This window comes from Empedobacter sedimenti, from assembly GCF_030005555.1.
Lineage (GTDB): Bacteria > Bacteroidota > Bacteroidia > Flavobacteriales > Weeksellaceae > Empedobacter > Empedobacter sedimenti.
On sequence record NZ_JASCQG010000016.1, the window covers coordinates 20,702 to 40,523 of the forward strand.

Genomic DNA, 19,822 nt, shown 5'->3' on the forward strand with positions numbered 1-19,822 from the left:
CCTCAATATTTTGAGGCTATTATTTTGTTTTATTTAGAAAGTGAAATCTTTTAATAAGCTTGTGTATCGTTCAATTCCGTGTTCTATCTCTGATAAATAAATATATTCGTCTGGTGTATGTGAACGAGCTGAATCTCCAGGTCCCATTTTTACAGTTTCGAAATTCATCATTGCTTGATCTGACATTGTTGGTGAACCATAAGTTGTACAACCTAATTCGATACCTTTTTGTACAATTGGATGATTTTCTGAAATGCGAGAAGAATTTAATCGTAGCGAACGTGCTTTTACTTCTGCCTTTGGTAAACAACTCGCAATAATATCAACCACTTCTTGATTAGAATATAATTCGTTTACACGACAATCTACAACCAAACGACATTCATCTGGAACAACATTGTGTTGTTTTCCTGCTTCAATTTGTGTAACAGTCATTTTTACTGGTCCTAACATATCCGAAACTCTTTCGAATTGATAAGTTCTGAACCAATTCATTGTATCAATTGCTTCGTAAATAGCATTTACACCTTCGTTACGAGCAGCGTGTCCGGTTTTACCTTTTACAATTACATCCATCACAACCAAACCACGCTCAGCAATTGCCATATCCATTTGCGTAGGTTCTCCTACAATTCCTAAATCTATTTTTGGTAAATTAGGTAAAATACTTCCTACATTTAATTGTCCCGAACTTTCTTCTTCAGCAGTTATTGCAACAATTAAGTTAAAAGGTAAATCTTCATCTAAAAAATTGATATAAGTAGCCAATAGACTTACTGCAGAAGCACCTGCATCATTACTTCCTAAACCAATTAATTTATCACCATCTATCGTCGCTTTTAATGGATCATATGTCCATGAAGCACCAAACTTTACGGTATCGTGATGAGAGTTTAATAAAATTGTTTTTTTGTTTTCATCAAAATTTGGATGAATACTCCAAACATTGTTATCCTGACGATGAGCAGTTGCACCATGATCAGTTAAAAACTTGAAAATAATATCGGCCGTTTTATCTTCTTCGCTAGAAAAAGATTGGGTTTCGATTAATTGACACAATAAATCGACAGCTTTCTTTTTTAGAATAGCTAATTCTAACATAAAATTGTTTTAATCTCTGAGTTAATGTTTCGCGCGTGCACTAAACATACATTTTTTACACCCGCTTTGATTACATTGAATGAATTGTCTAATTTCGGAATCATTCCTTCGAAAATTACACCTTCTTCTTTTAATTGCAAATATAAAGTTTCGTTAATTTTAGGAATCAATGTTGCGTCATCATTTACATCACGAAGCACACCAATTTTATCAAAGACAAAATTTAGTTCCACATCATTTTGTTGAGACATTGCAACAGCAATTGTAGATGCCACGGTATCTGCATTGGTATTTAGTAATTGCCCATTACCGTCGTGAGTTATAGCGCAAACAATAGGTGTAATGTTATTATCAACTAATAATTGAAACAATTCTTTGTTGATGCTTTCATCATTCAAATCACCTACAAAACCATAATCAATTGTTTTTACAGGACGTTTAGAGCCTTTGATTGCATTTCCATCAGCACCTGATAAACCTAAAGCATTACAACCGAATTGTTGTAATTTAGCTACAATTGTTTTATTAATATTTCCTGCATACAAACCAGTCACAACATCTAGTGTTGGTTGATCTGTAATACGACGACCATCGATCATTTTTGGTTCAATACCCAATTGGTTTAACATCTTTGAAGCTCCTTTTCCTCCTCCATGTACCAATATTTTTGGACCATCAATTGCCGCGAAAGTTTTTAGAAACTGCTCTAACTCTTGGTTATCGTCTATAATTCCGCCTCCGATTTTAATAATTTTCAACATCTTAATAAATATGTAAATTTTGTTTGCTTTTTTTTGGTGTTACAAAAATATAATATTTAACTTTGCATCTCAGTATAATAACTGAATATCTTGTTGATTAATGGAAGAAATTACTGAAATTGTTCTTCTCAATTATGAGAGTAGCTTTCAATCGGAAAGCAAGAAAATCCTTTCTCATAATCTTTTTAAGTGTGATGGAAATTCTCCGTCTTTTCCCGTTTTCCCTTTATTAATCAACTTCCCCTTAAATTATGTATGTTAGAATAGCAAATGCAGATGATGCCAAGTACGCTGAGTTGCTGTGCGAATGGTATGAAGAATCCGCCCGTATGAGAAAAACGGGTATTGCTAAAAGAAATCCTGTTTATTTAGAACGCAAAATGCGTAATGGTAATGCAGTGATTGCATTTGATGATGATGATCAAGTTGCAGGTTTTAGCTATATTGAAACCTACGAAGAAGAAAAATTTGTAGTAAATTCTGGTCTTATTGTTCGGCTGGATTTAAGAAGTTCAGGAATTGGGCGCGAAATAAAGCATGCCGTTTTTGAATTATCTAGAACAAAATTCCCAAAATCAAAAGTTTTTAGTATTACAACTTCGTTAGCAGTTATGCGAATGAATACAAAATTAGGTTACAAACCCGTTACTTTTTCTGAGTTAACACAATCGGATGAGTTCTGGAATGGATGTAAAAGTTGTAAGAACTATCACATTTTGATGGATAATGATCGCGAAAGATGTATTTGTACAGGTTTAGTTTATGATAACTTGGATGACGAATATGCTAAGCGTGCATTAGAAAATCAGTCAAAAAAAGATAGTGAATAAATATACGAGCTAAGGTTTTTTTTTGCCTAAAATGAGTATATTTGCATAAAATTTCGAATAAATATTCAAAATGAGTAATAAAAAATACAGATTCCAAATCATAAGAGATTTAATAACAGATCAAGAAATTAGTAATCAAGACGAATTATTAAAAAAATTAATTGATTTAGAAATAATTGTTACTCAAGCAACTTTATCTAGAGATTTACGCGAATTGAAAGTTTCAAAAGTACCAAATAGTTCGGGACAATACATTTATCGTTTAACAGAAAGTGCTTTACCAACAGCAACTGTAACACATAACGAGAATATGAGTTTGGTTTTTTCTAATAACATTGGAGTTATAAAAACCAAGCCAGGTTATGCAAATAGAATTGCTTTTGAGATTGATAATACATATTTTAATTCAATATTAGGTACAATTGCTGGAGACGATACATTATTGATTATCATGAAAGAAGAAAGTAGCCGGGAAGAGGTTACAAACGAATTAAGAAGAATTATTCCCAATATAAACAAATAAACAAACAATGAGCAACAAAGCAGTTTTAGCTTACAGTGGAGGTTTAGATACATCGTACTGTTTAGTTAACTTAACAAAAGATCAAGGAATGGAAGTACACACAGTAATTGTAAATACTGGTGGATTTTCTACAGAAGAATTAAAAGATATCGAAGCACGTGCTTATGAGTTAGGATCATCTAAACACGTAACAATAGATATCACAGAAAAATACTATAATGATTGTGTTCGTTATTTAATTTACGGAAACATTTTAAAAAATAATACTTACCCTTTATCTGTAAGTGCAGAACGTATGTTTCAGTCAATTGCAATTGCTCAGTATGCAAAAGATGTAGATGCAGAATATATTGTACACGGATCTACAGGAGCTGGAAACGATCAAATTCGTTTTGATGTTGCTTTTGCAGTAATTTCACCAAATTCTAAAATCATTACACCAATTCGCGACGAAAAATTATCTCGTCAACAAGAGGTTGAATATTTACAAGCAAATGGTGTAAACTATAGTTGGGAAAAAGCGAAATACTCTATTAACAGAGGTATTTGGGGAACATCTGTTGGAGGAGTTGAAACATTAACATCTAACCAAGCATTGCCAGAAGATGCTTATCCAACTCAATTATCTAGAACTGAACCATCTATTATTGAAATTGAGTTTGAAAAAGGTATTCCAGTAGGTTTAGATGGAGAAAAATTATCTCCAGTGGCCTTAATTCAGAAATTAAACGAAATCGGTGGTGAATATGCAATTGGTCGCGACATTCACGTAGGAGATACAATTTTAGGTATCAAAGGACGTGTAGGTTTCGAAGCGCCAGCAGCTTATTTATTAATCAAAGCTCACCACTTATTAGAAAAACATACACTTACAAGATGGCAATTATTGCACAAAGATTCGTTATCAAACTGGTACGGAACTTTATTGCATGAAGCACAATATTTGGATCCAGTAATGCGTGATATCGAAGCATTCTTAGAATCTTCTCAAAATCATGTAACAGGAAAAGTGAAAGTACAATTAAATCCTTATCATTTCTCAATGATTGGAATCGAATCGCCTTATGATATGATGCAATCTAAAGTCGCTACTTATGGAGAAGAAAACGAAGCTTGGGACAGTAGAGATGCAAGAGGTTTCATCAAAATATTCGGTAATCAATTAAAGATTGTTCATAGTTTCGATTAATTGATTCTTTAAAGTGGATTCCAACGAGTCCACTTTATTTTAGAAATATAGTATAGGTATTTTACCTTAAAAAAACACGCGCAAAACATAACAAATGACAAACAAAATTAACGTAAGCATTGTAGGAGGTGCTGGCTACACAGCAGGCGAACTGCTAAGAATATTGATACATCATCCGATGGTTAATATTTCGTCTGTGTACAGTACATCAAATGCAGGCAACCCCGTTACCAAAGTGCACGACGATTTGTTTGGAGAAACTGACATCGTATTTTCGGATAAAATAGACGAAAATGCTGATGTCGTTTTTTTATGCCTTGGTCACGGAAAATCGGCAGAGTTTTTACAAAACAATACATACTCAGCCAACACAAAAATTATTGATTTGAGCAACGATTTTCGATTAAATGCGAACCACATTTTCGAAGATAGAACGTTTGTTTACGGTTTACCAGAATTAGACCGAGAAGTAATCAAAACAGCTCAAAATATTGCAAATCCAGGTTGTTTTGCAACAGCTATTCAGTTAGCATTGTTACCATTGGCAGCTAAGAATGAAATCAAAAATGATATTCATATCAATGCTGTAACGGGTTCTACAGGTGCTGGACAAAGTTTATCTGCTTCTACGCACTTTAGTTGGCGAAATAATAACGTTTCTTTCTATAAAGAATTTACGCATCAACACGAAGGAGAAATTTACCAAACATTGAATCAATTAGAAAAAGATTTCAATAACAAAGTATATTTTTTACCAATGCGAGGAGATTTTGCGCGCGGAATTTTAGCAGGTGTTTATTTAAAGTCTGATTTATCAGAAGAAGAAGCAAAAAATATCTTCAACGAATATTACAAAAACGAACCTTTTACACATGTTTCTGATGCTCCAATAGCACTGAAACAAGTTGTAAATACCAACAAATGTTTTTTACACGTACAGAAACAAGATGATGTATTGTTAATCACTTCTATCATCGATAATTTGACAAAAGGAGCTTCTGGACAAGCAGTAGAAAACATGAACTTGATGTTTGGTTGGGAAGAGAATCTTGGTTTGAACTTAAAGACAATTGCTTTTTAAGAGTTGTGAGTATTGAGTTATAAGTTTTGAGTATGCAAGATTATAGAAAATTACAAGTTTGGAATCGTTCACATCTCTTGGTTTTAGATTTATATAAAATTGTAAATCAATTTCCAAAAGAAGAACAATTTGGATTAATTTCTCAAATCAAAAGAGCATCATCTTCTATACCTGCAAATATTGCAGAAGGTTGTGGAAGAAACTCAAATAAAGACTTTGCTCATTTTAAATATTTCTTTAGGCTCTTTGAATGAAGTAACATACTTTATTTTGCTAGCTAAAGATTTGAATTATATAAATATTGAAGAATATTCAAAATTAACAGATGAGTGTAATGAAATTAAAGCAATGCTAATTGGATTAATAAATAAAATTAGAACAAGCGCTTAACTCATTACTCAAAACTCATCACTTAAAACTTATTAAATGAAACTATTCGACGTATATCCATTAATGAATGTAACTCCGGTTAAAGCTAAAGATTGTATTCTTTGGGACGAAAACGGAAAAGAATATTTGGACCTTTATGGAGGTCACGCAGTGATTTCTATCGGTCACTCGCATCCATATTATGTTGAGAAATTAACAGAACAAATTAATACTATCGGGTTTTATTCGAACTCGGTAAATATTCCGATTCAGCAAGAATTGGCAGAAAAATTAGGTAAAGCATCAGGTTATGAAGATTATACTTTATTCTTGATTAATTCTGGAGCAGAAGCTAACGAAAATGCAGTGAAATTAGCGTCTTTTCATACAGGAAAAGATCGTGTAATTGCTTTCAAAGATGCATTTCATGGACGCACTTCTGGAACAGTAGCACTTACAGATAATCCAAAAATTGTAGCGCCTTTCAATGCGCATCACAAAGTATCTTTCGTAGAATTTGATATTGATCAAGTAAAAGAAGTAATTGCTGGAGGAGATGTTGCAGCGGTTATTTACGAACCAATTCAAGGAGTTGGGGGAATCGTTTTACCTTCTGACGAATTTGTACAAGAATTAAGAAAAGTATGTACAGAAAATGGAGTGGTTTTAATTGCAGATGAAATTCAATGTGGTTATGGACGCTCTGGGAAATTCTTTGCGCATCAACATTCTGGTATCAAAGCAGATTTGATAACAATGGCAAAAGGAATGGGGAACGGATTTCCAATTGGTGGAGTTTTAATCTCTCCAGAATTTAAAGCTTCTTACGGATTATTAGGAACTACTTTCGGAGGAAATCATTTAGCTTGTGCTGCTGCAGTAGCCGTTTTAGATGTGATTGAGCAAGAAAACTTAATCGAAAATGCAAAAGAAATTGGAGAATATGTTGGAATCCAATTAAATAAATTCCCGAAAATTAAAGAAGTTCGTGGACGTGGTTCTATGATTGGAATCGAATTTGATTTCCCAATTGGCGAATTAAAAAACAACTTAGTTACAAAACACAATATTTTTGTAGGCTACGCTGGTACAAACGTTATTCGTTTATTGCCCCCTTTAACAGTAACAAAACAATACATAGATAAATTCATATCAGCTTTAGAAACTGAAATTAACATTATCATCAATGGATAAGACAGTAAAATTAGTATTCCAAGACGGATTAGAAATCGAAGGAAAATCTTTCGGTGCGTATACTTCTGCCGCAGGAGAAGTAGTATTCAACACAGCTTTGGTTGGATATAATGAAAGTTTGACTGACCCTTCTTACAAAGGGCAGATTATGGTGATGACAGCTCCAATGATCGGTAACTACGGTGTTCCTGATGATAAAGCAATGATTAATGAAATTGAAGCTTGGATGGAATCAAACCAAATTCAAGTAACTGGATTGGTTGTTTCTTATTATGCTGATGATTATTCACATTGGAACGCTATTCAAAAATTAGGAGCTTGGTTAGAAAGTCAAAATATTCCTGGTATTTATGGCGTTGATACACGTATGATTACAAAAAAATTACGTGAGCAAGGTTCTACTTTAGGGAAAATTGTTGCTGATACAGATGTTGCATATTACGATCCAAACGAAGATAATTTAGTAGATCAAGTTTCTTGTAAAGAAGTGATTCGTTACAACGAAGGTGCTGATATCAAAATTGTTTTGATTGATTGTGGAGTGAAAAATAACATCATCCGTTGTTTTGTAAATCGTGATGTAGAGGTAATTCGAGTTCCTTGGGATTATGATTATTCAACATTAGAATATGATGGATTATTTATCTCGAATGGACCTGGTGATCCAGCTTTATGTGTTCCTACAATTAATAATATCAAAGAATCTTTGAAGGAGGATAAACCAATTTTCGGAATTTGTTTAGGAAATCAATTGGTAAGTTTAGCAGCTGGTGCATCAACTTTCAAATTAAAATACGGACACCGTTCGCACAATCAACCTGTACAATTAGTTGGAACAAAAAGATGTTTCATTACATCTCAAAACCACGGTTTCGCAGTAGATGATTCAAAATTACCAGAAGGATTCAAAACATTCTTCACGAACTTAAATGATGGAACGTGTGAAGGAATTCGTCACGAATCAAAACCAATCTTTACAGTTCAATTCCACCCAGAAGCGATGGGAGGACCAGTTGATACAGAATATTTATTTGATGAATTCATCGAAGAAGTAAAAAAATATAAAAACGCAAACGCATAATCAGAATCACGATGTTAAAAAAAGATATTAAAAAAGTATTAGTATTAGGATCAGGAGCATTAAAAATTGGTCAAGCTGGTGAGTTTGATTATTCTGGTTCGCAAGCGTTAAAAGCGTTAAAAGAAGAAGGAATTAAAACAGTTTTAATTAATCCAAATATTGCAACTGTTCAAACTTCTGAAGGTATTGCAGACGAAGTTTACTTCTTACCTGTAACTCCTTACTTTGTAGAAAAAGTAATTCAAAAAGAAAAACCAGACGGAGTTTTGGTTGCTTTTGGTGGACAAACTGCATTAAACTGTGCGGTTGAGTTGAACAAAGAAAATATTTTCGAGAAATATGGTGTTGAGGTTTTAGGAACTCAAATTCCAGTAATCGAAGCAACAGAAGACCGTGATATTTTTATCGAAAAATTAAACCAAATTGGAGTTTTAACAGCTCGTTCAGAAGCGGTAGAAACTGTTGCTGATGCAATGGAAGCTGGTAAACGCATCGGTTTCCCATTAATCATCCGTGCAGCATACGCTTTAGGAGGTTTAGGTTCTGGTTTCGCAAATAACGAAGAAGAATTATTAGATTTAGTTGAAAAAGCGTTCAATTATTCTACTCAAGTTTTAGTGGAAGAATCATTAAAAGGTTGGAAAGAGATCGAGTACGAAGTAGTGCGTGATGCTTACGATAACTGTATCACAGTTTGTAACATGGAGAACTTTGATCCAATTGGAGTTCATACTGGAGAGTCAATCGTTATTGCACCTTCTCAAACTTTATCAAATTCAGAATATCATAAATTACGTGAAGTTGCAATCCGTACGATTCGTCACCTTGGCGTAGTTGGAGAGTGTAACATTCAGTATGCTTTCGATACAGTTTCTGAGGAATATCGTGTAATTGAGGTGAACGCTCGTTTATCTCGTTCGTCAGCTTTGGCGTCAAAAGCAACAGGTTATCCTTTAGCTTTCGTGGCTGCTAAATTGGCTTTAGGTTATTCTTTAGATGAGTTGAAAAATAGTGTAACGCAAACGACATCTGCGATGTTTGAGCCTGCGTTAGATTACTGTGTAGTGAAATTGCCTCGTTGGGATTTAAATAAATTCTACGGAGTTCGTCGTAACATTGGTTCTGCAATGAAATCTGTTGGAGAAGTAATGGCAGTTGGACGTTCTTTCGAAGAAGCAATTCAGAAAGGAGTTCGTATGTTAGACATCGGACACAGAGGTTTCGTAGCAAATGGATTCAAAATTCCAGAAGGTGAATCGTTGGATACATGGTTAGCTGAACCAAATGATGAGCGTTTATATGCGATTACAGAAGCTTTCAAAGCGGGATATTCGATTGAAAAAATTCATGATTTAACGAAAATTGATTTATGGTTTTTACAACGTTTAGAAAGAATTTTTAATGTATCAAAAGAATTTGAAGCATTAGAAAGATTTGAACAAGTTGAAGCTGATTTAGTAAAACGTGCAAAATTGTTAGGATTTTCGGATCAACAAATTGCAGTTTTAGTAAAAGGAGATCAAAACGTACACAGAAACGAATTAACGGTTCGTGAATTACGTAAAAACTTCGGAATTAAACCTGTTGTAAAACAAATTGATACGTTAGCAGCAGAATTCCCTGCGCAAACAAATTATTTATATGTAACCTACCACGGAACTGAAAATGATTTGACACCAGAAACAGAAAAAGCAGTTTGTATTTTAGGATCTGGAGTTTACCGTATCGGTTCGTCTGTAGAGTTCGACTGGTGTTCTGTAAATGCAGCGCACACAGCGTCTAAAAATGGTTATAAAACAATTATCATCAACTATAATCCAGAAACGGTTTCGACAGATTATGATGAGTCAGATCGTTTATACTTCGAAGAATTATCTTTTGAACGTGTAATGGATATTTTAGATTTTGAACAACCTGAAGGAACAATTATTTCAACAGGAGGTCAAATTCCTAATAACTTAGCGATGAAATTGTACGATCAATCAATCAATATTTTAGGAACTTCTCCTTTAAGAATTGATGATGCAGAAAATCGTCATAAATTCTCAGAAATATTAGATGAATTAGGAATCGATCAACCACGTTGGAAAGAGCTTTCTTCTTTAGAAGCGATTCATAAATTTGTGGAAGAAGTTAATTTCCCAGTGTTAATTCGTCCTTCTTATGTTTTATCAGGAGCTGCAATGAATGTCGTTTCGAATACAGAAGAATTAGATGCTTTCTTGAAATTAGCGAAAGAAGTTTCTCCTGACTATCCAGTTGTAGTTTCTGAATTCGTGCAAGGTGCAAAAGAAATTGAGTTGGATGCAGTTTGTCAAAACGGAGAAATTGTAGATTATGCAGTTTCTGAACACGTAGAATTTGCGGGAGTTCACTCAGGAGATGCAACAATGTATTATCCACCACAAAAAGTGTACATCGAAACAATTCGCCAAATGCGTAAAGTTGCAGCGAAAATCGCAAAGCGTTTCGAAATTTCTGGACCAATGAACATTCAGTTCTTGTCAAAAAATAATACAGTTCGCGTGATCGAAACTAATATTCGTGCTTCTCGTTCGTTCCCATTCGTATCGAAAGTTGCTGGAAATAATATGATCGAAAAAGCGACAAAAGTTTTATTAGGATTAGAAGTAGAAAAAGGACACTCAGAAATCGTTTACGATTTAGATTATGTTGGAGTGAAAGCTTCTCAGTTCTCATTTACACGTTTAGCAGGAGCAGATCCAGTTTTATCAGTAGACATGTCTTCTACAGGAGAAGTTGGATGTATTGGTGATACAGCAGAAGAAGCTTTATTAAAATCAATGTTATCTGTTGGATACGAAATTCCTGAGAAAACAGTTTTAATTTCTGGTGGACCAATTGCTTCTAAAGTTGCTTTATTAGAGCCTGCGAAACAATTAATCGCAAAAGGTTACAAAATTTATGCAACAGAAGGAACGCACAAATTCTTTACAGAAAATGATGTGTATTCTACGCTTGTTTACTGGCCTTCTGATAAAAAAGAGCCAAATGTAATGTCTTATTTACATGACAAGAAAATTGATATGGTAATTAATATTCCGAAAAACTTAACAAAAGCGGAATTAGACAACGATTATCAAATTCGTCGTACAGCAGTAGATTTCAATATTCCGTTGGTGACAAATGCACGTTTAGCTTCGGCTTTCATCAATGCATTTACAACATTATCAATGGATGATTTAAAAATCAAAACTTGGAACGAATACCGTAATAAATAGAAATTAGAATCTAGATATTAGAAGTTAGAAAGCCTCGCATTTGCGAGGCTTTTTTATGTTGTTGTTTTTTGAATTTGTCATTCCGTAGTATCGAGAAATCTTTATTAAACATGAAGAAATGAATACAAAATAATTCCAAGAACAATTATTGAAAAAATAAACGTATTAATTCCTAAAAGTATAGCACCTTTAATTGTTGTAATGATAAATCCTTGGTTATAAAGTTTTTTTAACGCAAGGAAAAAATAAACAATTAGATATAAAACAATCAATGTATTAATTAAAGCTATTATGGCTGATAAAGCATTATTATCAATATAATCTGAAAGTTTATTCAAAAGAAAAATTACCAAAATTGATAAAAGAATTACTGTAAAATAATGCAGTGTAAAAATTCCGTGATCAAAATACCACCATTTCTTTTTGTTGTAAAAAATCCATAAGAAGAAAGCAAACAAAGGCATGTACACAAATAAAACTTTTGGAATAAGATGCAAGGATTTTTCAGTAATAACTTCATTTAATTCCTCGTTTGAGATCTTGTTCTGCTTGATCTCTTTATATTTACTTATAATTGGATGAAGAATTGGAGCTTGTTTTTTTACTCCTTGTTCAATCTCAGAAATAGTTTCTGTATTCAAATCATCTAAAGAATTGATTTCCTTATTCTTTTCAAATTCAGATTTTATTTTCGCACCTTGTTCAACAGTAGTAATACCTTTGTTTTGTAATGTATCAGTGATTGCATTTACAGCATTTTCAATTTTTTTGTTAGATATAGTTGTTTCGGTAGTTTCAACTTTCTCTTTAACGAATTGATTTTTTGAAGGAAATACGGAAATAAGAAAAAACGTAACAAAACTGACAAAAATGTACATTTTAACAGGATTAACAGAGCTATTTCTCTTACCACTTAAATACTCTTTGGTTAAAACTCCTGGTTTCAAAAATAGTTTTTTAATCGTTTGCCAAAAACTTCCATCATAATGAACAAAATCTTCGATAAAGTGAGTAAATAAAAAGTGAAACGGTTGACGTGTTTCTACATTTTCTTGTCCGCAATGTGTGCAATAATGTTCTTCTACGTAATGTCCACAATTTTGGCAATTATGATCTTCTCTTGGTTTTCCGTGACTCATGTGTTAATTCTTAGTGATGATAAATCTATAAAAAGATTATTTATTTTGAAATAACCACGAAGAAATATTTGATTAAATATAGATTAAGAAAGTTAGCTTTTTTGTCTTTCTAAGTTTTTTGTGATGTCTAAATTTAATGCGAAGCTGAAATGAATTCTGCTTGACGATGTGTTAAGTCATCCTGAACTCGTTTCAGGATCACATTAGTTAAAGCTTTTGTTTTAATTTTACAGAATATTGTATTTTAGTAAAAATCTATAGGAAAATTTTATGTTTAAATCTTTACAGCTTAAAACGGAAGTTGCAAAACAATATACTACTGGTGAGGAAGATAATAGTTTGAATAATCTTTCTAGAATCAACATTTTCATTGGGCCAAAAAATACTGGTAAAAGTCGTTTTATGAGAGATTTATTTAATGTTGAACAGCATCTTTTTGATAAAGAACCTTTACAATTAAATAAATATGATGAGAAACTTTGTGAATTAAAAGAATATCTTCAAGATAAATTAAAAACTTTAATCCACAATGATGAATTGGATTTAGAAATTTTGAATAGTGAATGTTTTAATAATGAAGAATCTATTAAAATATTAATTAAAGAGATAGAAACATATCAAGAACTTGTTCAAACCAAAATTAACTCCATTATTTCAAAAAATTATAGTTCACGAAATTTTCAATTAATACGATTAAAATTGAATGAAGAGTTACCAAAATTAATAAATATCTTAAAGGAATCTTATAAATTACAGCACAAGTAATGATATTTTGAATGCTTTACAAAATAATCGTGAGGGTTTACTCGCAACAATTGCAACCTTACCAACTAGAGGATTAGGTAAATTGTTGAATTTAGTAGGTATTGGAGGAAGTCTTACAGGAGCTGTACCTCGAGTAATTGGTGAACAAAATGAAATGTATGGCTATGGAGAAAACAATGAAGGAATGAGTTTGAAAATGTTCGGAGCAGGTCATAGCGCTTATGATGATGCGATAAATGCAATGATGGAAACAATGAACACGACTGTAATTGCTAACAATAGTTAAACATGAAAAAATTATTAATCTTAATACTGATCACAATGAGCATTACATCTTGTATAGACAAAACATTACGTTCTCGCGAATCTCAGAATAGAACACAATATCCGCCAGAAAAAATGTTTGATGGTAAAGATTTAGAAGCTGCACAATTATTATTTGATGGAAAGTATGAAGAATTGAAAACTTATATTGATTCTGATAAAATTAAACTTAATCATTTGAATGATAAGAAGGCTTATTCACTTTTAATGTATGCTACAATAATAGAGGATTTAAATGGGATGGAGTTTCTTTTAAAGAATGGAGCTGATCCAAATTTAGTTTGTAATGATGTAGATTTTGAAACAACCTTAAATCATGCTGTATCGATTAATAATTATGATATGATCAATTTATTATTAAAGTACAAAGCAAATATTAATCCTTCGGTTGGTGTTGCTCCTTTGGTAAAAGCAATGTTTCTTGGAGACGAGAAAACAGAGCGAAAAATGATTGATTTTTTATTGAATAATGGTGCTGATATCAACCATGAATCTTTTTATGGGAAAAATATTATGGATGCTGCAACACATGATAGTTTTGAGTTGGCTAATTATTTTTTAGATAAAGGAGGAAAGCCTATAATTAGCGGAACTTCGTTGTGTCCTTTGGCAACTTATGTTGAGTATAAAGAGAAAAAGTTTTCTGAAAATAATAAAGTGTCAAATGATTTAGTAGAATTCAAGCAGCGATTAATAAAAGAATATAATGTGAAATTTCCCTATCAAGAAAATGAATTAGAAGCTTCAAAGCATCGAGTTGAATTATATGAGAAATTAAATGAAAGAGATAGAATGTCGGTTAATTTCAAAAATGATTTAGGAGAAAAGAGTTATAAAAAAAATCTAGCATATATTAAACAACATAGTAGATAATCACTAATATATAATTAACAAAAAATCCACTTCAGCCGAAGTGGATTTTATTATTTTTTGTAAAAATAGTTTTCTTAAAACTCAGCAAAAAAAGCTTCTACTTTTTCAACGCCATTTGCGTCAAGAGAATCTAATAATTCTTTTTTGATATCGTTTAATTCTTTCTTTTTTGCTTTTTTCAAAACTGGTTTTGCAGTTTCTAAAAAGTTTTCGATTTGTTCTAAACCACGTGAGTTTAAGAATTTTTCGTCTGTCTTTTTCAATTTAGCATAAACCTGAGCTAACATCGTAAATTGTTCCATTGCCAAAGCGTATTCTTCAATCGTTTCTAATGTTATCATATAATGTAACATCAACTGTACCGAAGGCATATTACGTTGGTGTCCAAATTTTGTATATTTTTCTAATGCAATACCAAAAGATTCTTGACTACGCTCTAAATTTTTATTCATAGCAGAAGTAATCACTACATTGAACCAGTCATCCGAATTATCCGAATTCTGAGCCAATTCAAAAAAAGCCTTATCTGCATTTTCATAATCTTGTAAGCTATAATATGACAAAGCAATTAATTTTTTTGCATCATATAATTGTTTTGGATCTTTAGCATCTAACAAACCTTCGCAAATTTTAATACACATTTCAAAGTTGCTATTTCCAAACAATTCTCTTGCTGTACTAAGAATAGAATTTGTTGCATTTTGCTCCAGCGCCTGCTCGTACATAAATTGACGAGCTCTCATAACATCTTCGTATGTGATATAATCGTAATTGACTTTCATTTTTCCTACTATGGGTTAATTTTCAACTAAATTAATTAAAACTTTAACAATGTGATTAATTATTTTCTTTTTTTAATAAATATTGAATCACTGTTTCTGCTGAGTGTAATCCAAACAAAGCAGGCATCCACGAATTTGTTCCGTAAAAGGATTTTTTATAATTTTTGCCATCAGTTAATTTTACTGAGGTTTCGTCGGGAGCTTCGGTAGAGAAAACTGCTTTTACACCTTTCGATATTTTTTCTTGCTTTAGGCGTTTGCGGATATTTTTAGCTAACGGACAAACATCTGTCTTGCTAATATCTTTTACTTGTACCTTACTAGCCAAAAATTTACCACCAGCACCCATATTACTGATTACTTTTACTTTTTTACGTTTTGCAGCAATAATCAAATTGACTTTTGGTGTTACAGAATCGATGCAATCTAATACATAATCAAAATCTGTTGTAACGATTTCGTGGGTGCGCTCTGGACTCAAAAATTCGTTGATACGTGTTAATTGTAATTCAGGATTAATATCCATCAAACGATCACCAACAAGATCAACTTTGTTTTGACCTACTGTAGAATGTAAAGCTGGTAATTGACGATTAATATTGGTAATGTCAACAGTGTCACCATCTACAATAGTCATTTTTCCGACTCCTGCGCGTGCAATAAATTCTGCGGCAAAAGAGCCAACACCACCTAAACCAACAATTAATACATTTGAATTTTTAAGTTTTTCTAAACCTTCTTCTTTGAATAATAATTCAGCTCTTTCTTGCCAAACTGCCATTTATAAATTTTTTAATATGAAACTTCATATCCAAAAACTGATTTCCAATTTTCGGCTTGCTGAAGTTGTAATTCTTCTATTGTACTATTTCTTATTTCGGCTGCAATTGTATAAATTTCTTTGATAGAAATCTCGCTGGCATCATTCTCTAAAAAAAAATGATTTGCCGAAAGTTTTGCAAATATAATTTGTAAGTTTTTGTTATAAAGAAGATTTTTACCAAAAGATGCATAACAATTTTGCGCAACAATCTGATTGAGGATTTGTTCGTTTTTATTGAAACCGTGAAAAATAAAAGGAATCGTAAGTTTTAACTTTTTACGAATGTGCAAAATCTCTTGATAAGCTCTTACAGAATGTATTATTACCGGAAAATGATATTCTGAAGCGAGTTGCAACTGGCGTTCAAAAACATCAATTTGTAACTCAAAATTAGTTTCGCATAATTTATCTAAACCAATTTCGCCAATAGCTAAACAATTTTTATTACTCAAATTTTGAAGAATAATTTCTAACTCTTCTTCTATTGATGAGGTTTTGATATAAGCTGGGTGTATCCCAACCGAAAATAATTGTGCTTCATCATTTATTGCTTCCGGAAATTGATTGTACAAATCCAAAACATCCGATTGATGAGATAAATGATGTGTATGTGCGTTGAGAAACATAGTTCAAAAATAATTCATTTTATTCATTTTTGAAAGCTGTAAAAGGGAACGAATTTTGAGGGTGATATTGAATTAAAAATCATAAAATGTCAGAAAGAATTAATATTCAAAAATTAGAACCAAAAGCTTACGAAGCAATGTTTGGTTTAGAGAAATATTTATCAACTTCAAAATTGAGTAAAACATTATTAGAGTTGATTAAAATTAGAGCTTCACAAATTAATGGTTGCGCTTATTGCATTGATATGCATACGCAAGAAGCGATGAAACATGGCGAGGATGCACGTAGAATTTTTGCTGTTAGTGCTTGGTGGGAATCTCCTTTGTTTAATGAAAAAGAACAAGTTGTTCTAAAAATGACAGAAGAAGTAACTTTAATCTCTGAAAAAGGATTAACAACTGAAACCTATGATTTAGCTAAAACTATTTTTGATGATAATGAAATTGCACAAATTATTATGCAAATTGGCGTAATAAACACATGGAATAGAATAGCAGTTTCTACTCGTATGATTCACGAAATATAATGATTGAAACAAACAATATAAATCCAAAAATGCTCAAATTTTTGCCATGGCTAGGTGCTATGGCAATTTTTATGCAAGCTTTGGATGGTACAATTCTGAATACTTCTCTACCTACAATTGCCAAAGAATTAGGAAAATCGCCTTTAGAAATACAGTCGATTATTGTTTCTTATACATTGACAGTTGCTTTGTTAATTCCGCTTAGTGGTTGGCTTTCGGATAAATACGGAACAAAAAAAATATTTCAGTTAGCTATCTTTATTTTTACATTAGGATCAACACTGTGTGCTTTTGCAACAAATTTACCTTTTTTAGTTATTTCGCGGATTGTTCAAGCAATCGGGGGATCGATGATGGTTCCAGTTGTTCGATTAGCAATAATATATGCTTATCCGAAACAAGAGCTACTGAAAGTAATTAATTTTATTACAATTCCGGGATTAATTGGTCCATTGTTAGGTCCTAGTTTAGGCGGTGTTTTAGTTGAAACACTTTCGTGGCATTGGATATTTCTAGTTAATATTCCGTTTGGAATAATTGCTTTATGGATGACAACATTTGCTATTCCAGATTTTAAACATCCTGTTTTTAAGTTTGATATTAGAGGATTAATTCTTTTTAGTGGAGGAATTACTGTATTAACATTGGTAATGGAATTAACTTCGTCACGCGTAATAGGATTGAATATGATCATTGCTTTGAGTTTAATTTCAGCTTTTTTAGTCGGTCTTTATGTCTATCATGCAAAACATAAACAACATCCTTTAATTGATCTTAATTTATTTAAGATTAGAACATTAAGAATAGGACTTGTAAGTAATTTAATCACACGATTAGGAATTGGAGGTATGCCTTTTCTTATTCCTTTGTTATTGCAAATAGGTTATGGATATACCGCAACAGTAGCTGGTTTGATGATGATTCCATCTGCTGCAAGTAATATCATAGCAAAATCTTTCGTAGTACCAATTGTAAACAAATTTGGTTACAGAAATACGCTAATATCAAATACAATAATATTAGGTTTAATTATCTGTTTATTCTTTTTCTTACAATCTGAATCACCGATTTATTATATCATTCCATTGATGATTTTGAATGGATTTTTTAGCTCAATTCAGTTCACAGCGATGAATACTTTGTCTTTAGCAGATTTAAACGAAAATACATCTAGCGAAGGAAATAGCTTACTTGCTGTAACACAACAATTATCCTTAACATTCGGAATTTCTACAGCTGCGTTGATTTTAGGAATCTTTAGACAAGCAGGTTTTGTAGGTGGAGTAGAAGTTCAAGCTTTTCGATATTCGTTTTTAGCTTTAGGAGTTTTAACAATCTTATCTACTTACATCTTTTTTCAATTAAAAGAATCAGATGGCGCTTCGATGTCAGGGAAGAAATAATACATCATAAAAAAATCTCTACCAAGTAGAGATTTTTTCGTTTTATATTGTTTCAATTAATCATTGTAAAAATGATGACGAAGTTCGCCTTTCAGATTGGCTTCATATTGTGTTTTAAACTCTTCTTTTGATAAATTTTGACCTAATAAATAAATTGCTTTGGTAATTGCAGCTTCCATTGTCAAGTCATAGCTAGAAATTGCACCCATATTTAGCAACGCATCACTTGTTGCATAACGTCCAAGCTCTACCATTCCGCCCGCACATTGCGTATTGATGATAAGATGAATTCCTTTGTTTGTTACTTCTTTTAATAAATCAATAAACCAATCATCAGTAAAAACATTTCCTGTACCAAAAGCTTCGATAATAAATGCTTTTGTGTTTGGAGCGTTCAGAACACTTTCTATAAAAGCTCTATTCATTCCAGGAAAAATCTTTAAAACTCCTACATCAGCATTCAGATTTTTATTGATTGATAATGGTCCTTTTATTTCTTTTTTCCATAACAAATCTTCTTTAACTTCTAAATGTACACCAGAAACTGCCATTATTGGATAGTTCGGCGATTCAAAAGCATCAAAGTTTTCGGCATTAATTTTTGTAGCACGATTTGCACGGAATAATTTATACTCAAAATAGATGCAAACTTCTTGAATAATTGGTTTGTCTTTTTTTCGAAGCGAAGCCAATTGTATAGAAGTGATCAAGTTTTCTTTTGCATCTGTACGCAAATCGCCGATTGGTAATTGCGAACCAGTAAAAATGACAGGCTTCTCTAAATTATCAATCATAAAACTTATAGCTGAAGCTGTATAAGCCATAGTATCAGTTCCATGCAGAACAACAAAACCATCATAATTTACATAGTTAGTTTTGATTGTTTCAGCAATATTTACCCAATATTCAGGTTTCATATCAGAAGAATCAATAGGTGTATTGAAACTATAATAATCGAACGAACAATCTAACAATCCTAATTCAGGAATTTGTTTTAATAAATTATCAAAGTTGAATGGTTTCAATGACTGATCGCCATAATCTTTAGCCATTCCGATAGTTCCTCCAGTGTAAATTAATAATATTTTTGTTTGCATTGCGGTCAATTAAAATTTAGGCTAAAATTATGCATTAAAAAAAATATGTACAAGAGCTTTATTACACTCATTTTTTTATTAACTTGTTACAT

19 protein-coding genes and 1 pseudogene are annotated in these 19,822 nt (G+C 32.1%); 13 read left to right on the plus strand and 7 right to left on the minus strand.

Going from position 1 to position 19,822, the window contains the following annotated elements; genetic code table 11:
- Positions 1-33: 33 nt before the first annotated feature.
- Together QHG34_RS13975 and argB are read right to left on the minus strand one after the other, a co-directional pair.
- Complete coding sequence (locus tag QHG34_RS13975) at positions 34-1,101, minus strand: M20 family metallo-hydrolase (protein ID WP_282630847.1); 1,068 nt, start codon at positions 1,099-1,101, stop codon at positions 34-36.
- The gene (argB, locus tag QHG34_RS13980) at positions 1,095-1,862 is read right to left on the minus strand and encodes an acetylglutamate kinase (protein WP_282630848.1); all 768 of its coding nucleotides are present in this window, start codon (positions 1,860-1,862) and stop codon (positions 1,095-1,097) included. The genes QHG34_RS13975 and argB overlap by 7 nt, the downstream gene beginning before the upstream one ends.
- Positions 1,863-2,113: 251 nt before the next feature.
- On the opposite strand from argB, the gene QHG34_RS13985 reads away from it, so the two are divergent.
- The 8 genes and pseudogenes from QHG34_RS13985 to carB all read left to right on the plus strand — a co-directional run bounded on the left by QHG34_RS13985 (position 2,114) and on the right by carB (position 11,371).
- Positions 2,114-2,692 (plus strand): GNAT family N-acetyltransferase, encoded by a 579-nt coding sequence (locus tag QHG34_RS13985; RefSeq protein WP_282630849.1) that lies wholly within the window; start codon positions 2,114-2,116, stop codon positions 2,690-2,692.
- A 70-nt stretch (positions 2,693-2,762) separates the two neighbouring features.
- Positions 2,763-3,215 (plus strand): arginine repressor, encoded by a 453-nt coding sequence (locus QHG34_RS13990; protein ID WP_282630850.1) that lies wholly within the window; start codon positions 2,763-2,765, stop codon positions 3,213-3,215.
- A gap of 7 nt (positions 3,216-3,222) precedes the next feature.
- Positions 3,223-4,404 (plus strand): argininosuccinate synthase, encoded by a 1,182-nt coding sequence (gene argG, locus QHG34_RS13995; protein WP_282630851.1) that lies wholly within the window; start codon positions 3,223-3,225, stop codon positions 4,402-4,404.
- 94 nt (positions 4,405-4,498) lie between these two features.
- Positions 4,499-5,485 (plus strand): N-acetyl-gamma-glutamyl-phosphate reductase, encoded by a 987-nt coding sequence (gene argC, locus QHG34_RS14000; protein ID WP_282630852.1) that lies wholly within the window; start codon positions 4,499-4,501, stop codon positions 5,483-5,485.
- A 32-nt stretch (positions 5,486-5,517) separates the two neighbouring features.
- Positions 5,518-5,875: pseudogene (locus QHG34_RS14005) on the plus strand (four helix bundle protein).
- A gap of 36 nt (positions 5,876-5,911) precedes the next feature.
- Entirely contained in the window at positions 5,912-7,048 is a 1,137-nt protein-coding gene (locus tag QHG34_RS14010) for an aspartate aminotransferase family protein (protein ID WP_282630853.1), read from the plus strand.
- Positions 7,041-8,129 (plus strand): glutamine-hydrolyzing carbamoyl-phosphate synthase small subunit, encoded by a 1,089-nt coding sequence (carA, locus tag QHG34_RS14015; protein WP_282630854.1) that lies wholly within the window; start codon positions 7,041-7,043, stop codon positions 8,127-8,129. Before QHG34_RS14010 ends, carA begins: the two co-directional genes overlap by 8 nt.
- Before the next feature lie 11 nt (positions 8,130-8,140).
- Positions 8,141-11,371 carry a carbamoyl-phosphate synthase (glutamine-hydrolyzing) large subunit gene (gene carB, locus QHG34_RS14020; RefSeq protein ID WP_282630855.1) on the plus strand — a complete coding sequence of 1,077 codons (3,231 nt, stop codon included), beginning with the start codon at positions 8,141-8,143 and terminating at the stop codon, positions 11,369-11,371.
- Between the two features lie 104 nt (positions 11,372-11,475).
- Here the strand turns inward: carB and QHG34_RS14025 are convergent, their stop codons facing one another.
- Positions 11,476-12,510: a DUF3667 domain-containing protein gene (locus QHG34_RS14025; RefSeq protein WP_282630856.1), complete on the minus strand. Its 1,035-nt coding sequence runs from the start codon at positions 12,508-12,510 to the stop codon at positions 11,476-11,478.
- Between the two features lie 270 nt (positions 12,511-12,780).
- Between QHG34_RS14025 and QHG34_RS14030 the strand changes: the two genes are divergently transcribed.
- From QHG34_RS14030 to QHG34_RS14040, 3 genes are read left to right on the plus strand one after another with little or no spacing between them, the layout of a single operon-like run.
- Entirely contained in the window at positions 12,781-13,275 is a 495-nt protein-coding gene (locus QHG34_RS14030; RefSeq protein WP_282630857.1) for a hypothetical protein, read from the plus strand.
- Positions 13,276-13,282: 7 nt separating this feature from the next.
- The gene (locus tag QHG34_RS14035; RefSeq protein ID WP_282630858.1) at positions 13,283-13,561 is read left to right on the plus strand and encodes a hypothetical protein; all 279 of its coding nucleotides are present in this window, start codon (positions 13,283-13,285) and stop codon (positions 13,559-13,561) included.
- A 2-nt stretch (positions 13,562-13,563) separates the two neighbouring features.
- Entirely contained in the window at positions 13,564-14,472 is a 909-nt protein-coding gene (locus QHG34_RS14040) for an ankyrin repeat domain-containing protein (RefSeq protein WP_282630859.1), read from the plus strand.
- 74 nt (positions 14,473-14,546) lie between these two features.
- Here QHG34_RS14040 and QHG34_RS14045 read toward each other — a convergent pair whose 3' ends face one another.
- The 3 genes from QHG34_RS14045 to QHG34_RS14055 are packed head-to-tail and all read right to left on the minus strand — an operon-like array spanning position 14,547 to position 16,703.
- Positions 14,547-15,254, minus strand: coding sequence for a hypothetical protein (locus QHG34_RS14045; protein ID WP_282630860.1), 708 nt, complete (start codon positions 15,252-15,254; stop codon positions 14,547-14,549).
- Between the two features lie 55 nt (positions 15,255-15,309).
- Entirely contained in the window at positions 15,310-16,035 is a 726-nt protein-coding gene (locus tag QHG34_RS14050; RefSeq protein ID WP_282630861.1) for a tRNA threonylcarbamoyladenosine dehydratase, read from the minus strand.
- A gap of 11 nt (positions 16,036-16,046) precedes the next feature.
- Positions 16,047-16,703, minus strand: coding sequence for a TatD family hydrolase (locus QHG34_RS14055; protein ID WP_282630862.1), 657 nt, complete (start codon positions 16,701-16,703; stop codon positions 16,047-16,049).
- An 86-nt stretch (positions 16,704-16,789) separates the two neighbouring features.
- Here QHG34_RS14055 and QHG34_RS14060 point away from each other — a divergent pair, with 86 nt between their 5' ends.
- A complete protein-coding gene (locus QHG34_RS14060) occupies positions 16,790-17,230 on the plus strand; it encodes a carboxymuconolactone decarboxylase family protein (RefSeq protein ID WP_282630863.1) in 441 nt (146 codons plus the stop codon).
- A gap of 29 nt (positions 17,231-17,259) precedes the next feature.
- Entirely contained in the window at positions 17,260-18,633 is a 1,374-nt protein-coding gene (locus QHG34_RS14065) for a DHA2 family efflux MFS transporter permease subunit (protein ID WP_320416885.1), read from the plus strand.
- Between the two features lie 56 nt (positions 18,634-18,689).
- Here the strand turns inward: QHG34_RS14065 and QHG34_RS14070 are convergent, their stop codons facing one another.
- Positions 18,690-19,730, minus strand: coding sequence for an asparaginase (locus QHG34_RS14070; RefSeq protein WP_282630866.1), 1,041 nt, complete (start codon positions 19,728-19,730; stop codon positions 18,690-18,692).
- Between the last annotated feature and the right edge of the window lie 92 nt (positions 19,731-19,822).